Source organism: Variovorax sp. KBS0712 (assembly GCF_006323185.2).
In the GTDB taxonomy this organism is placed as follows: domain Bacteria; phylum Pseudomonadota; class Gammaproteobacteria; order Burkholderiales; family Burkholderiaceae_C; genus Variovorax; species Variovorax boronicumulans.
In genome coordinates, this window is record NZ_VCCD02000001.1 from 1,313,085 (window position 1) to 1,326,210 (window position 13,126).

Genomic DNA, 13,126 nt, shown 5'->3' on the forward strand with positions numbered 1-13,126 from the left:
CGGCTAAACTGCGCCGCAGGTCGGAATGGCGTGAGGGTGCCGCTGGTCTGCGGCGCGAAACTTGCGAGGTCTGAACGCCCGGATCGAACGACCGGTTTTTATATCTTTTCATCCAAGTTCTGGAGGTTCTCATGCAATTGAAATGGACTGCGGTCGCACTGGCTGCACTCACGCTCGTGGCTTGCGGCAAGAAGGAAGAAGCTGCTGCTCCGGCGGCACCGGCACCCACGGCTGCGGCTCCGGCCCCTGCTGCGCCTCCTGCTGATGCCCTGGTCGTCAAGATCGGCCACGTCGGCCCGACCAGCGGTCCCATTGCCCACCTCGGCAAGGACAACGAGCTCGGTGCCAAGATGGCCATCGAAGACCTGAATGCAAAGGGCTTCAAGATCGGCGACAAGGTTGCCAAGTTCGTGCTGGTTCCCGAAGACGACGCTGGCGATCCGAAGCAAGGCACCGCCGTCGCCCAGAAGCTGGTCGATGAAAAGGTCAACGGCATCGTCGGTCACCTGAACTCGGGCACCACGATCCCCGCTTCCAAGCTGTACAGCGACGCCGGCATTCCGCAGGTCTCGCCGTCGGCCACCAACCCCAAGTACACCCGCCAGGGCTTCAAGACCACGTTCCGCGTGGTGGCCGACGACACGCAGCTGGGCGGCACGCTCGGCAAGTACGCCGTCGAAACGCTCAAGGGCAAGAACATCGCCGTGATCGACGACCGCACGGCCTACGGCCAGGGCGTTGCCGAAGAGTTCGAGAAGGCTGCCAAGGCTGCCGGCGCGACCATCGTGGGCCACGAGTTCACGACCGACAAGTCGACCGACTTCAACGCCATCCTGACCAAGCTGAAGGCTGCCAAGCCCGACGTGCTGTTCTTCGGCGGCATGGACGCCGTGGGCGGCCCGATGCTCAAGCAGGTCAAGCAGCTCGGCCTGAACGTCAAGTTCATGGGCGGCGACGGCCTGTGCACCGGCGAACTGCCGAAGCTGGCAGGCGATGCCATCGGTGAAGACATGGTGGTCTGCGCCGAAGCCGGCGGTGTCGACGGCGACTTCAAGCAGCCGCTGGAAGACTTCAAGGCCAAGTTCAAGACCAAGAACGGCGTCGAAGTGCAGATCTACGCACCGTACGTGTACGACGCGGTCAACGTGCTGGCCGAAGCCATGGCCAAGGCCGGCTCGTCCGACCCGGAAAAGTACCTGGCTGAAGTCGGCAAGGTGCAATACAAGGGCGTGACCGGCCCGATCGCCTTCGACGAAAAGGGCGACATCAAGAACGGCGCCCTGACGCTCTTCACCTACAAGGGTGGCGTGCGTACGCAGATCGCCGTGGTGCGCTGATCGCATTGCAGCCAACGACCCTTCACCGGGTCGTTCCATTGAAAAAAGGGCCCTCGGGCCCTTTTTTTCATTCAGGGGTGCGCGCAGCCGTGGCGCGGGCCTGCCTTCAGAGCGCAGCCATGCCCGAGGGGCGATCGGCGTTGCAGTACTCGATGAAGGCGTCCAGGTCGCGCGACTTGTCGAACACCGCGTCGGCGCCCAGTGCCTGGCAGCGCGTGCGGATGTCGGGGGTGACGTAGTTGCTCAGCACCACGACGCGCTGGTGCGGGCCGCGTTCGCGGCAGCCCGACAGCACGCCTAGGCCGGAGCCTTCCTTGAGGAACAGGTCGACGATGAGCAGTTGCCAGGCATCGGGGTGTGCGGCGAGCCAGGCGAGGGCGCCCGATTCGGTTTCGGCATAGCCGACGACATGGCCGTTGACGAGGTCCTCGAGGGCCGGGACCAGGTTGTCCCTGATGGTCTTGTTGTCCTCGACGAGGAACGTGATGAGGGCCATGCCGCGGTTTTGATGTGTGAACCAATAGCGTAGCGTGGCGCAAGCGGTCTCCGCGTAGGAGAAGGGAGAACGACGCACGCAAACCGTGCGGAAACAACGGCGATCAGCGCTTGTCCGACGTCGCCTGGGTGCGGATGCGCGCCTTGAGCTGCTCGGCCAACGCCTGGCTCTCGTCGCGCTCGGCGGTCACTTCGAGGCGCTTCTCGATTTCCTCGCTCAGCGCCGCATTCACTTCGGCCAGCTTCTCGGCCGACTGGGCGAGTTTTTCCTCGAGCTGGCTGGTGTGCTCGATGGCCTGCGCCACCTCGCCGACCTGGACCTCGTCCGGCAGTTCCTGTTCCAGCACGGTGCTCACGACGGCGAGGTTGTCCGAGGCGCGCTGCACATCGGCGGCCACCTGTTCGCTCTTTTTCAGGGTCTTGTCCAGCGAGGTGGTGCCGCGCGTCAAGGTGGGGGAAGGTCCGGCCATCGAGGCTCCTTTGCGGCAGGCGAGGTGGGGTGGAATGTCGGTGGATTCGATTCCGCGCATCGTACCGCCAGACGCGGCCTTGCTCAGGATAGGCAACAGTTGCTGCGTGGCAACAGGGTCCAGCCGAAGTCCTACGGAATCGGCCGCGAGTTTCGGACTGGGCCGATGGGGGATTTTTGCCGCCCCCGGGAAGATGCAGAACATCCTCTTCCCCCTCCAAGGCTCGCCATGATCAGACACGCACTCGTGATCGACCAGGTCGAACGCACCGGCCTCGCGCTGGCCACCTTCATGCGCTACGCCGGCATTCCCCGCGTGGACGTGAGGCGCAGCGGCCATGGCTTTGTCGAGGCAGTACAGCACCGGCGCCACGACCTGCTGGTGGTGGACATCGACACGCCCGAAGTCACGGGCCTGCAGATGATCGATGCCGTGGTCGAGGCCGGCAGCCCCGCCGCGCTGGTGCTCATGAGCGCCCAGCCGCCGCGCATCCTGCAGGCCGCAGAAGACTATGCCCGGGCCCGTGGCGCGCGTGTGCTTTCGGCCATCGCCAAGCCGCGCACCATGGTCACGATGGCGTCGGCGGCGCAGGCCATGGCGCGCGAACGGCGCCACCGGGCCGGGCTGCGGCGCGGAAGCGCCCCACCTGCGAACGGCGCACCGGCGTTCACGGAAGCAGTCCTGCGCGAGGCGCTGGCCACGCGCCAGATCGCCGCCCACTTCCAGCCCCGGCACTGCGCGCACACGGGCGTGCTGCGCGGCGCCGAGCTGCAGCCGGGCTGGTACCGGCCCGACGACACCTGGCTGTCCGCGGCCGACTTCCTGCCCGCCATTGCGCAGGCCGGCCTGCACGACGCGCTGGTGCAACGCATGCTTGAGTGCGCCTTTGAACTGCTCGACTACATGCACAAGGACCACGGCCTGCGCCTGGGCGTGCACGTGCCCGCGTCGGTGGCCGCTTCGGTGCCCTGGGCGCAGGGCGTGGCCGAGCAGGCCGAACGTGCCGGCATCGCCGCCGACCAGCTCGTGCTGGAGATCGCCGAAGACGGCGGCGCGCGCTGCAACGAGGTGCTGGCCGGCGCGGTCGCGCACCTGCGGCTGCGCGGGTTCCATTGCGCCATCGACCGTTTCGGCCAGGGCGACTCGACCCTGAGCCGCTGGTTCAAGGTGCCGTTCAGCGAGCTCCAGATCGACGCGCGCCAGCTGGCACAGGCGCGCGAGAACCCGCATGCCCGCCACATCCTGGCGAGCGTGATCGCCATGGCACGCGAACAGCACGCGACGCTGCTCGTGAAGGGCGTCGACGGCGAGCGTGACCTCGCGTTGGCGCGAAGTCTCGGGTGCCACTTCACGCAGGGCGCGCAGCACGCCGCGCCGATGGCCGAGTCGGCCTTCGCGAGATCTCTGCGTGCTACCAGCTCTTCACGGATGGGGCGCCGCCCTCTGGGTGGACGAGGCAGGAACAGCGGGCTGAGGCTCCCAAGACACTCGGCGCCGCTTTTGCGGTGCCGGACATCAAAGACGGCAAGAAAGCTGCCGCCAAGAGAATGCGGCGCGTTCTGCTTCCGCAGGTCTGGGCCGCTTTCAACGGGCCGAACGCATTGCCGAGGTCCGACGCGAGCTATGAACAGGTGGCTGAGCGGCTGGGCGTCACGGCCGACCAGGTGCGGCGCATGGCGCTCATGAAGCCCTAGGTGCAGAACTTCATCAACTTCTGCACCTGACTTAGGAGGGTCTAAAACTGACCATTCGCATACCAAATTCACCGAGGGTATGCGATGGAAACCGAGATCAAGCCTGTTTGGATTCGAGGGGCGCAGTTGCGCAAGCGTTGGGGCGGGATGGCCGCCTCGACTTTCTATGACCGCCTGAAGAAGGGCGCGATCCCAAAGCCCGAGTATCCGTTCGGCCCACACACGCCGCACTGGTCCATGGCGGCCGTCGTGGCGCATGAGGAAGCCGCAAGGGTGTCGGTATGAAGACGTCGGCCACCGACTTCCCCACGCTGCAGGCCAAGGCAGCTCTGCACGGCTTCGAGTGCACCGCCACGCTGGCCGGCAACATTGTGATGTCGCGCAGCGGTGGGGCTTGGATCTTCGGTGCGTTGGCTGAGGCCTCCAAGTGGCTCAGCCTGTCCATCGGCGAGGTGCCCGCGTGAAGACCGCCGACGAACTCACGCCGGACCAAGTCAAGGCCAATGCCAAGGAGTGGTATCGCCGCCAGGTTGAAGTTTCCCGCATGGCACTGGGCGCGGCGTGGGAGGCCCACCTCGAGTGGATCGAGGAGTACCTCAAGCAAGAGGTGAAAGAGCGCCTGATCGCCCGCGGCTGGAGGTTCAAGGCATGAGCGGCGTTGACGACCTCATCGAACAGCTGGAGGCGGCGCCGACGCCACCGAAGCGCCAGCGCACGCCGGCAGAGTCGGCCTATGAACGCGCGGCCGAGACCATCATCACGCCGGTGGTGGAGCTCGACGCTGTGATCCTCACCCGCGCATCGACCATCAAGATGGTCCCGGTGCAATGGCTCTGGCAGGACTGGCTCGCACAGGGCAAGGTCCACCTGCTGGCCGGCGCCCCTGGTCAGGGCAAGACTACGATCGCCTTGGCGTTCGCCGCAACTGTCTCCGCTGGTGGCAAGTGGCCGGATGGCCGGCGCTGCGCCCCCGGAAACGTGCTGGTGTGGAGTGGCGAAGACGATCCGGGTGACACCTTGATCCCGAGACTGACGGCGATGGGTGCCGATCTTGAACGGGTGCACTTTATCGACGCAATGCGCGTGAACGGTGAGGTCATGCCGTTCGATCCTGCCCGAGACATGCCGGACCTCGAGAAGGCCGCACAGAGCATCGGCGACGTTCGTCTCGTCATCGTTGACCCCATCGTTTCCGCCATCGCCAAGGACGGCAACAGCAACAACGACGTGCGCCGGGGGCTGCAGCCTCTGGTCGATATGGCCTGGTCGCTATCGGCTGCCGTGTTGGGCATCAGCCATCTGAGCAAAGGCACAGCGGGTCGCGATCCGAATGAGCGCGTGAATGGCTCGGTCGCCTTCACGGCGGTGGTGCGCGTGGTGCTGCTGGCCGCGAAGATCAAGGCAGACGACGGAGCCGACAAGCGCATCCTGGTGCGCAGCAAGTCAAACATCGGCCCGGATCAAGGTGGTTTCGAGTACCACGTCGAGCAGATGGAGGCGGCGCCTGGTATCGAGACATCGGTGGTGTCCTGGGGCTCGGCGATCGACGGCACGGCGCGCGAGCTGCTGGCAGACGCGGAGGCCGAACAGGAAGGCCAAGACAAGACGGCCACCGACGAAGCCGCTGACAGCCTGATCCGGATCATCGGCAAGGACATGGTCCCGAGCCAAGAGGCGACGGCCAAGATGAAGGCCGAAGGGTTCTCGCCAAAGGTCATCAGGAATGCCCGCGAGCGCATCGGCGTGATCGTCAAGCGCTCTGGTTTCGGCAAGGAAATGGCCTCCTACTGGAAGTTGCCCGACACGGCAGTCGTGCCCTCGGAAGCCATTCATGCCCATTCCGGCCCTCACATTTTGAGGGCATCTATGGGCACGAATGAGGAATCGGGGCTCGTAGAGATCGCCAGGCCGCGAGCATCGGCACTGGTTGCCGCTTCTGTCTTTGATGGTCAGGAGGAACGCATATGACCGCCGCCGAGGTAGCCGCTGCGGCCCATGCCGCAGGCCTGCTGGTGCTGGTCGACGGTCCCGACCTGGTGGTCAAGCCGGCTGACCGCATCACTCCAGCGGTGCGCGCCATGCTGGCCGACGCCAAGGCCGAGGTAGTCGCCTACCTGGCCGCATGCGAGCGCATCACCCCTGCACTGGTCGACGCTGCCATGCGTGTTTGCGACCTGTACGAGGACAGCGAGCAGGCCCGCGCCGACATGCGTGCTGCCGTGCTCGACACGCTGCTATACCAGCGCCTGGACCTGATGCACCACTTCACCCAAACCTATGGGGTGCGGTCATGAAGTGCCACTGGTTACTGGCTGTCGGGTTCGCCGGAGATTGCCCTCGCAGAAGTGCGACCGATGGTGACCGAATAGCACTGCGCGTAGAGCTTCAAGAAGTACTCGCGCGTCTTGGGATGCTTATCTTTCGGTTCGAAGTTGTGAATCATGGTCATCAGTTCGAATGCGACCCGCTGTTGGGAATCGGTCTTGATTTCGACTGGGTCAGTGATGCGCATGCTGTCGGTCATAGCAGTTCCAGAGTAAGGGGAAGTCAGGATACGCACAGCCTCCAGCCGCGGCAATCGGTGCAACTGGGTAGGGCCGGCCGGCACTGCTCACGGCAGGGGGGCGAATGTCTGACGGAACTCGCCTGGAAACCGTCCGGTTCCGTCTCTGCGCACACCCGCGAAATGAAAGACTTTTTTTCATGGGGCGCCAGCGGCCCCCAGGCGGGTCAAAAGTCTGCGGGTTTGCCGGCCCTGACCCGGCGCTTAGAGCTTCTTCATCGCTAACCCACAACTCGTGTCGTGCGCGCGCGCGAGGCAAAGAGCAAGTGAGAACAATTCTCATACGGGGTAGGGGGGTGGAAATCTCTCGAAGGGGCCGGTTCTCTAGACCGGGTGGTTCCTCACGCGCAGAAAAAATCCCCCCTGAGGTTTTGTTAATCAAACAGCAAATCGCCCGCAAACCCGCATGGCGCCTAGCTTTCCGGCCACTTTTGATTTCTTTGATTTGCTGATTCTTTGTTAAGGCTTAACACCATGACCACCAATCCCAACATCGACGCCCTGATCGACTTCCTGACCCGCCAGATGGACGGCGATCAACCGCCCCCGACCGGCTCTGCGGAAGAGCGCGAGATCGCCGCTGCCATTGAGGCCATCCACAAGAACGCTTCCGACCAGATCCTCGGTCAGCTTGCCCTCCGCACGGTTGGCCTCGTGATCGACCGCATGCGCAGTGGTATCGCTTCCGAAATCGCGCTGCGCAACTTCATTCAACCAGGAGGCCGCGCATGAACTGGCTTTCCCGACTCCTACCGCGTTCGAAGACTTCAGCCGTCATCGATCTGGCGCTGAAGAAGCGCGAGTTGCAGCGTGTGGCGCAAGAGGCCGGCTGCTCGAGGGCGATGGCTATCAAGGTCGCGTCGCTGTACTTCAAAAAAGACTTGGAGGGTAAGCCATGAAATGGCACACTATGCCTGTGCCGGTTGGGTGGGATGCTCAACAGGACCTTCAAAAAGCCGGTTGCGGGATGCAGCTTGCGAGAAGCGGACAAGTCTTCGGACTTGTGGCGTGCCTTCCGTGAGCGACCCGACCCAACCCGGCGACAGCTCTGCAGCACCTCTGCTGCCAGAGCCTCCCCCGACAAAGTCAAAGCCGCGCACCAGCCGCGATTTCGAGCGTGCCCTTCGTGAGTTGGGCTTCAGCAAGACCGAATCGCGCGCGATCGCAAGCCATGGGTTCAAGGGCCTTCAAGTCGAAGACCCGGTCGAGGACCTGTCCGAACTAGCAGCGCTCGTTGAGCGCAACAGCAAATTGTTCGAACGTATTGAAAGGTCCCTGTCATGAAGATCACTCGCAAGCATTTCGTCATCGCCATCCTGGCGACTCTGGCCGTTCTGGCCGCTTTCACGCTCCTGGGGCATCCCGTCATCCCGCCCGAAGCTCTCGCGGGCTTCGGCATGTTGCCCCTGGCCGCAGGTCCTGTGAGCATGGAAGAAGTTGCCAACATTCTTGATACGCAAGGCAAGGCGTTCAAATCGTTCATCGACCGCAACGACGCGGAGAGGGACGAATTGAAGGCCGCGATCGACGAACTGCAAAAGAAGGCCGGCCGGCCGAATATGGGCGGCTCTGGCGGCTTCGGCGGAAGCGCCGGCACCCCGGCGGAGCTCAAGGCCATGGAGGGCGCATTCCGCGCGCTGATCACCGGCGACAAGGCCAAGGCCGATCAGCTCTTTGTCGAGGCCAAGGCGATGAGCGCCGGCAGCGGCCCTGAAGGCGGCTACATGGTGCAGACGCAATTCTCTTCAGGCTTCACCAAGGTCATGGCCGAGATCAGCCCCGTGTTCCGCCTGGCGCGCGTGATCGACCTGGACGCCGGGACCGATGGCTTCGAGGAGCCGATCGACCGCGACACGGCCGATGCCACCTGGGTCGGAGAGCAAAGCGCGCGCCCGGAGACTGGAACGCCGGACCTCGGCATGTTCTATGTCCCGGTGGACGAGATCTACGCCATGCCCAAGACCACGCAGAAGCTGCTCGACGTCTCGTCGCTCAACATCATGAGCTGGCTACAGACCAAGGTGGGCGAAGCTTTCGGCTCCAAGGAGTCGGCCGCCTTCCACGCCGGCGACGGCATCGCCAAGCCGCGCGGCATCCTGTCCTATGCCACTGCGGCGACTGCCGATGCGTCGCGCGCCTGGGGCACGATCCAGCACATCGCCACGGGCTCTTCGGGCGCCTTCCCGACGACCTCGTCCACGGTGAACCCGGCTGACAAGCTGATCGACATGATCACGGCCATGAAGCCGCAGTACCGCAAAGGCGCGGTGTGGCTGATGAATCGCAACACCGCTTCCGTGGTGCGCAAGTTCAAGGATGTCGACGGCCGCTACGTGTGGAGCGATTCGCTTCTCGCCGACCAGCCTGCGACGTTGCTGGGCTATCCGGTCGAGATCGATGAAGACATGCCCGACATCGGCGCCGACACGCTGTCGGTGGCCTTCGCCAACCTGAATCGCGCGTACACGATCGTGCAGAAGCCTGGCATCAAGTTCCTGCCGGACCCGTACACGGCCAAGCCGCACGTTCTGCTCTATTCGTATCGCCGCGTCGGCGGCGCCATGAACAACAGCGAAGCCGTGAAGCTCTTGAAATTCGGCACGTCTTGATCGGGAAGGGCGCCTCGCTTCGTCGGGGCGCCTTTTTTACGACCATGCAGACGAACATCACCGCACTCGTGCGCGAACACTGCGCACGTCAAGGTATCCGCACACACCGCTGCCGAGTGGCGCCGTGAGATTCACCGGCTGGAACGTCAGCATCCTGGTGGCTGCGTCTCAGCCCGTCAGGCTGGAAGACCTCGAGCCCTACGACCCACGCAAAGGTCGGGCGCTCGACAACATCTAAACACTCTCCCCGACTCGCGCACTGATAGCGGTCGCATGCCTGAGCTGATATTCCAAGTGAAAAACCCTGTTTCCCCCCCTTCAACACACCGCCTAAGAGAGGCTTTGAAATGACATCTATTCCAGTCCCATCCATCGAGGTCGTTGAACCTGATCCCACATCGCGCGTATTGGGGGTTGTAGCGGGCGGGCAAATAAAGAACTTTTGGGCGGGGCCATCGTTCGCGCAGCTCGCCGCAGATGATGGCGCCACCAAGATCGGCACCCCTGAAGGCCCAGTGCAGGCTGCGCTGGATGCGAGACCTACGACCACAGACTTAGCCCAAGCCGGCGCCTCGCACGGCCTTGGTTCGGTGCTGGCCGAAGTCGGCGCGCAGCCGATGACGGCAGCCGAGGCACTCGGCCTTCGCTACAACTTATGGAATTTCTTGACTGAGGCCGAGCGCGTGGATTCGGCCTCCGGATCTCCAACAATCGACGTGTCGGCCAAGATCAATACGGCAATCCAGCGCGCCGTGGCCGCGGGCCGTCCGCTCGATGCTTTCGGCACCTACCGTGTGGGGGCGCAGAAGATCGTTTTCCTCGGCGATGCGGATTTTTCGAAGGCGAAGTTCATCGTCTACGGTGCGCCGGCTATCGCCATGGAAGTGTCTACCGGTTCTGCCGCCAATCCGACGGACGTTCTCTCGAACGTAGTGGTGCACTTGCCCTATCGAACGGAAAACGCAGCCAAGCCTGTTCCAGGATGGGGCGGCCAGGGGATCGGTGCACGAACCGTGAACACGCAGAGCTGCCGCATTTACACCGGCAACATCACTGGCTTTGCCATCGGGTTCCGAGAGACGTCCTATGGAACAAACGGGAACGTCTACAACGAGATCTATATCGGGCATCTCGAAAACAACCAGATCAATCTCGATCTGGTCCCTGGTGCCACTACCTCATGGGTCAATGAGAACAATCACTTTGGCGGCCGTTTCAGCCACTACAGCGGCGAAGGGATAAACGTCGCCGGCACTCGCCACATCAAGTTTGACAAGGGCATCAACTCCGTCAACAACAATGCTTTCTACAAACCCTCGATCGAGGGCAACACCGCCGAGTACCACGTCGAGAACTGCGGTGCGTACAACACACTCGTGTCGGCTCGATGGGAGGCCTCTCCGCCGAAGTTGCTATACAACGGCGACATGACCACGCACGGCAACCGCAACTTTGTTCTTGGAGGCTACGGCGTTCAAGACGTCGTAGTTTCCTACGCCGGGACGACAGGTGGCGCCAATCTGTTGGTCGGTGCTGGAGTCGAAAAGCAGGAGTACGTGGAAGGGCGCGCGGTTGCAAACCGAGGTGGTGCCGATCTGCCCTACGACCTGTTCTACGAAGGCGGCACGAAGCCAGAGACTGCGGGGGTCAACGAATGGAGTATGCGTCACACCTCGCAGACCCTGCGCGGAAAGAGGAAGGCTGACGTTAGCGAACGGATGCGCCTCGACTATGTGAATGGCCGCATCTATCTTGGCAACGGGACGGCCGCTCCTGTTGCGTGGCTCCAGAACCTTGGAAACACAAACGTTGGGGTCAACACGAGCTTCGCGCCGAACGCCACAGGATCACTCGATCTCGGCCTTACTTCGCTGAAGTGGCAACACGTCTACCTCACTGGATCGGTAGGGTTCTTCGGATCTGCACCGGTCACGGCAAAGCCGAGTGTCAGCGGCTCGCGAGGTGGGAATGCTGCTCTTGCAGATCTGATCACGAAGCTCGCAAGCTTCGGCCTGATCACCGACTCCACGACTGCATGAGCCCATGAACGCCGCCACCCAACCCGCTTCGGCGGGTTTTCTTTTGGCAAGGACTCGCCTTTGCGTGGCTCGAGTGTTGCGCAGGTAGCATTCTTCCTCGCCACTAAGCTAGCCGGAACATGCAGTTGCCCGCGATTTTGGCGCGGGTCAGAAAGAGTAAAGGCAGACTCAGCAGGACGGAGGCGCGTTCTCGGGTTGATGGACGCGTTGATGGGTAGAAAAGAAAAACGGGGCACAAGGCCCCGTATTCATTACTTCTCTGGCGGAGCAGGCGGGATTCGAACCCGCGGAGGGCTATTAACCCTCACACGCTTTCCAGGCGTGCGACTTAAACCGCTCATCCACCGCTCCTGAGCCCACGATTGTAGCGCGGGTTTTCAGCCGTTTCAGTTCGGGCCGGCGCTTTTCCCGGTTTGGATCATGCGCATGGCCGACGAGATCAGCGCCGCCGTCTCGGTCATGTTGCTCGGCACGATCAGCGTGGTCTTGGAGTCGGCGGCCACCTTGCCGTAGGCATCGACGGCGCGCTCGGCCACCTTCAGCTGCACGGCCTGTTCGCCGCCCGGCTGGCGGATGGCCGCGGCCACGCGTTCGATGGCGTCGGCCGTGGCGGTGGCCACGGCCGTGATGGCAGCGGCTTCACCTTGCGCGTTGTTGATCTGCGCCTGCTTCTCGCCTTCCGAGCGGGCAATGAAGGCTTCGCGTTCGCCGGTGGCGATGTTGATCTGTTCCTGGCGACGGCCTTCCGAGGCGGCGATGAGCGCACGCTTGCCGCGTTCGGCCGTGATCTGCGCCTGCATGGCCAAGAGGATTTCCTTGGGCGGCGTCAGGTCCTTGATTTCGTAGCGCAGCACCTTCACGCCCCAGTTGAGCGCGGCCTCGTCGATGGCGGCCACGACCTGGGCGTTGATCACGTCGCGCTCCTCGAAGGTCTTGTCGAGCTCGAGCTTGCCGATCACGCTGCGCAGCGAGGTCTGTGCGAGCTGGGTCACGGCCACGATGTAGTTCGACGAGCCGTAGCTCGCGCGCATCGGGTCGGTCACCTGGAAGTACAGGATGCCGTCGACCTGCAGCTGCGTGTTGTCGCGCGTGATGCAGATCTGGCTGGGCACGTCGAGCGGGATTTCCTTCAGGCTGTGCTTGTAGGCCACGCGGTCGATGAACGGGATCAGGAAGTTCGGGCCGGGCGTCATGGTGCCGTGGTACTTGCCCAGGCGCTCGCGCACCCATGCGTTCTGCTGCGGCACGAACTTGACCGACTGGCTGATGAAGATGATCGCGATGACCAGGATGATGAGAGGAACGGAAAATTCCATGGTGTTGCTTCCTTTTCGAATGCGTTTTTCTGACTGACCGATTGAACTGTTAGATCTGCTAGATCTTGTCGACCACGAGACGGCTGCCGACCACCTCGACCACGCGGTGTTCGCCGGTGGAGGGCGCATGGCCCGCGCGCAGCACGACGGTCCATTGCGAGCCGCGGTAGCGCACGGTGGCTGTGCCGTCGAGGTTCCAGGCATCGACGTACACGCTCTCGCCGATGTCCAGGTTGAGATCGCGGTTGGCCTCGCTGGAAGGCTCGGCAGGGCGGTTGCGGCGGATCAGGTACCAGGTCACGACCGCGCCCACGCCGACCACGGCGGCCACCAGCAGTTGCGTGACGAGGCTGAAGCCCAGGTGGGCGGCGATGGCTGCGGCGGCGAAGCCGGCGGCCAGCAGCAGCAGGTACACCGTGCCGGACAACAACTCGGCCACGATGGCCGCGCCTGCGATCAACCACCAGAAGGTGGGATTTCCCATGGCAACTCCTCTCTTCTTTTGTTACTTGGACCTTCGCCATTCTGCGGCATGGCGCGCCATGCGCCTGTGTCGCGTAGGGATATGGCGCCCGGTGGGGCTGCTCGGGCCGGCGTGCCCTG

General features: G+C 63.4%; 17 protein-coding genes and 1 tRNA gene. 12 read left to right on the top strand and 6 right to left on the bottom strand.

Going from position 1 to position 13,126, the window contains the following annotated elements:
* Nucleotides 1-131: 131 nt before the first annotated feature.
* Nucleotides 132-1,337: a branched-chain amino acid ABC transporter substrate-binding protein gene (locus tag FFI97_RS05940; RefSeq protein WP_062470234.1), complete on the top strand. Its 1,206-nt coding sequence runs from the start codon at nt 132-134 to the stop codon at nt 1,335-1,337.
* 106 nt (nt 1,338-1,443) lie between these two features.
* Here FFI97_RS05940 and FFI97_RS05945 read toward each other — a convergent pair whose 3' ends face one another.
* Nucleotides 1,444-1,833, bottom strand: a complete 390-nt coding sequence (locus FFI97_RS05945) for a response regulator (protein WP_070060783.1) — start codon at nt 1,831-1,833, stop codon at nt 1,444-1,446.
* Nucleotides 1,834-1,936: 103 nt separating this feature from the next.
* Nucleotides 1,937-2,302 carry a hypothetical protein gene (locus FFI97_RS05950; RefSeq protein ID WP_070060782.1) on the bottom strand — a complete coding sequence of 122 codons (366 nt, stop codon included), beginning with the start codon at nt 2,300-2,302 and terminating at the stop codon, nt 1,937-1,939.
* Between the two features lie 228 nt (nt 2,303-2,530).
* Between FFI97_RS05950 and FFI97_RS05955 the strand changes: the two genes are divergently transcribed.
* The 6 genes from FFI97_RS05955 to FFI97_RS05980 all read left to right on the top strand — a co-directional run bounded on the left by FFI97_RS05955 (nt 2,531) and on the right by FFI97_RS05980 (nt 6,290).
* The gene (locus FFI97_RS05955; RefSeq protein ID WP_185993565.1) at nt 2,531-3,988 is read left to right on the top strand and encodes an EAL domain-containing protein; all 1,458 of its coding nucleotides are present in this window, start codon (nt 2,531-2,533) and stop codon (nt 3,986-3,988) included.
* Between the two features lie 92 nt (nt 3,989-4,080).
* Nucleotides 4,081-4,281 (top strand): hypothetical protein, encoded by a 201-nt coding sequence (locus tag FFI97_RS05960; RefSeq protein WP_139701647.1) that lies wholly within the window; start codon nt 4,081-4,083, stop codon nt 4,279-4,281.
* Nucleotides 4,278-4,460, top strand: coding sequence for a hypothetical protein (locus tag FFI97_RS05965; RefSeq protein ID WP_139701646.1), 183 nt, complete (start codon nt 4,278-4,280; stop codon nt 4,458-4,460). The genes FFI97_RS05960 and FFI97_RS05965 overlap by 4 nt, the downstream gene beginning before the upstream one ends.
* Entirely contained in the window at nt 4,457-4,648 is a 192-nt protein-coding gene (locus tag FFI97_RS05970) for a hypothetical protein (protein ID WP_139701645.1), read from the top strand. The genes FFI97_RS05965 and FFI97_RS05970 overlap by 4 nt, the downstream gene beginning before the upstream one ends.
* Entirely contained in the window at nt 4,645-5,964 is a 1,320-nt protein-coding gene (locus tag FFI97_RS05975) for an AAA family ATPase (RefSeq protein ID WP_260684914.1), read from the top strand. The genes FFI97_RS05970 and FFI97_RS05975 overlap by 4 nt, the downstream gene beginning before the upstream one ends.
* Nucleotides 5,961-6,290, top strand: a complete 330-nt coding sequence (locus tag FFI97_RS05980; RefSeq protein ID WP_139701644.1) for a hypothetical protein — start codon at nt 5,961-5,963, stop codon at nt 6,288-6,290. The genes FFI97_RS05975 and FFI97_RS05980 overlap by 4 nt, the downstream gene beginning before the upstream one ends.
* A gap of 11 nt (nt 6,291-6,301) precedes the next feature.
* Here the strand turns inward: FFI97_RS05980 and FFI97_RS05985 are convergent, their stop codons facing one another.
* Entirely contained in the window at nt 6,302-6,520 is a 219-nt protein-coding gene (locus FFI97_RS05985; RefSeq protein ID WP_139701643.1) for a hypothetical protein, read from the bottom strand.
* A 513-nt stretch (nt 6,521-7,033) separates the two neighbouring features.
* Here FFI97_RS05985 and FFI97_RS05990 point away from each other — a divergent pair.
* From FFI97_RS05990 to FFI97_RS06005, 5 genes are all read left to right on the top strand, one after another.
* A complete protein-coding gene (locus FFI97_RS05990; RefSeq protein ID WP_139701642.1) occupies nt 7,034-7,291 on the top strand; it encodes a hypothetical protein in 258 nt (85 codons plus the stop codon).
* Complete coding sequence (locus tag FFI97_RS33570; protein ID WP_185993566.1) at nt 7,288-7,458, top strand: hypothetical protein; 171 nt, start codon at nt 7,288-7,290, stop codon at nt 7,456-7,458. Before FFI97_RS05990 ends, FFI97_RS33570 begins: the two co-directional genes overlap by 4 nt.
* Before the next feature lie 118 nt (nt 7,459-7,576).
* Nucleotides 7,577-7,843 (top strand): hypothetical protein, encoded by a 267-nt coding sequence (locus FFI97_RS05995; RefSeq protein ID WP_139701641.1) that lies wholly within the window; start codon nt 7,577-7,579, stop codon nt 7,841-7,843.
* The gene (locus FFI97_RS06000; RefSeq protein WP_139701640.1) at nt 7,840-9,168 is read left to right on the top strand and encodes a phage major capsid protein; all 1,329 of its coding nucleotides are present in this window, start codon (nt 7,840-7,842) and stop codon (nt 9,166-9,168) included. The genes FFI97_RS05995 and FFI97_RS06000 overlap by 4 nt, the downstream gene beginning before the upstream one ends.
* A 347-nt stretch (nt 9,169-9,515) precedes the next feature.
* Nucleotides 9,516-11,207 (top strand): hypothetical protein, encoded by a 1,692-nt coding sequence (locus tag FFI97_RS06005; RefSeq protein ID WP_139701639.1) that lies wholly within the window; start codon nt 9,516-9,518, stop codon nt 11,205-11,207.
* 260 nt (nt 11,208-11,467) lie between these two features.
* Here FFI97_RS06005 and FFI97_RS06010 read toward each other — a convergent pair.
* The 3 genes from FFI97_RS06010 to FFI97_RS06020 form a co-directional block, all read right to left on the bottom strand.
* Nucleotides 11,468-11,558: transfer RNA gene (locus FFI97_RS06010), tRNA-Ser, on the bottom strand.
* Between the two features lie 35 nt (nt 11,559-11,593).
* Nucleotides 11,594-12,523 (bottom strand): SPFH domain-containing protein, encoded by a 930-nt coding sequence (locus FFI97_RS06015; protein ID WP_056580537.1) that lies wholly within the window; start codon nt 12,521-12,523, stop codon nt 11,594-11,596.
* Between the two features lie 58 nt (nt 12,524-12,581).
* Nucleotides 12,582-13,007, bottom strand: coding sequence for an NfeD family protein (locus tag FFI97_RS06020; RefSeq protein ID WP_139701638.1), 426 nt, complete (start codon nt 13,005-13,007; stop codon nt 12,582-12,584).
* Between the last annotated feature and the right edge of the window lie 119 nt (nt 13,008-13,126).

Bases quoted from the DNA above. Each gene is read 5' to 3' on its own strand.
- FFI97_RS06005 (WP_139701639.1), top strand. From the start codon at position 9,516: ATGACATCTATTCCAGTCCCATCCATCGAGGTCGTTGAACCTGATCCC.
- FFI97_RS06020 (WP_139701638.1), bottom strand. From the start codon at position 13,007: ATGGGAAATCCCACCTTCTGGTGGTTGATCGCAGGCGCGGCCATCGTG.
- FFI97_RS05955 (WP_185993565.1), top strand. From the start codon at position 2,531: ATGATCAGACACGCACTCGTGATCGACCAGGTCGAACGCACCGGCCTC.
- FFI97_RS33570 (WP_185993566.1), top strand. From the start codon at position 7,288: ATGAACTGGCTTTCCCGACTCCTACCGCGTTCGAAGACTTCAGCCGTC.
- FFI97_RS05965 (WP_139701646.1), top strand. From the start codon at position 4,278: ATGAAGACGTCGGCCACCGACTTCCCCACGCTGCAGGCCAAGGCAGCT.
- FFI97_RS05960 (WP_139701647.1), top strand. From the start codon at position 4,081: ATGGAAACCGAGATCAAGCCTGTTTGGATTCGAGGGGCGCAGTTGCGC.
- FFI97_RS06015 (WP_056580537.1), bottom strand. From the start codon at position 12,523: ATGGAATTTTCCGTTCCTCTCATCATCCTGGTCATCGCGATCATCTTC.
- FFI97_RS05940 (WP_062470234.1), top strand. From the start codon at position 132: ATGCAATTGAAATGGACTGCGGTCGCACTGGCTGCACTCACGCTCGTG.
- FFI97_RS05975 (WP_260684914.1), top strand. From the start codon at position 4,645: ATGAGCGGCGTTGACGACCTCATCGAACAGCTGGAGGCGGCGCCGACG.
- FFI97_RS05990 (WP_139701642.1), top strand. From the start codon at position 7,034: ATGACCACCAATCCCAACATCGACGCCCTGATCGACTTCCTGACCCGC.
- FFI97_RS06000 (WP_139701640.1), top strand. From the start codon at position 7,840: ATGAAGATCACTCGCAAGCATTTCGTCATCGCCATCCTGGCGACTCTG.
- FFI97_RS05985 (WP_139701643.1), bottom strand. From the start codon at position 6,520: ATGACCGACAGCATGCGCATCACTGACCCAGTCGAAATCAAGACCGAT.
- FFI97_RS05945 (WP_070060783.1), bottom strand. From the start codon at position 1,833: ATGGCCCTCATCACGTTCCTCGTCGAGGACAACAAGACCATCAGGGAC.
- FFI97_RS05950 (WP_070060782.1), bottom strand. From the start codon at position 2,302: ATGGCCGGACCTTCCCCCACCTTGACGCGCGGCACCACCTCGCTGGAC.
- FFI97_RS05980 (WP_139701644.1), top strand. From the start codon at position 5,961: ATGACCGCCGCCGAGGTAGCCGCTGCGGCCCATGCCGCAGGCCTGCTG.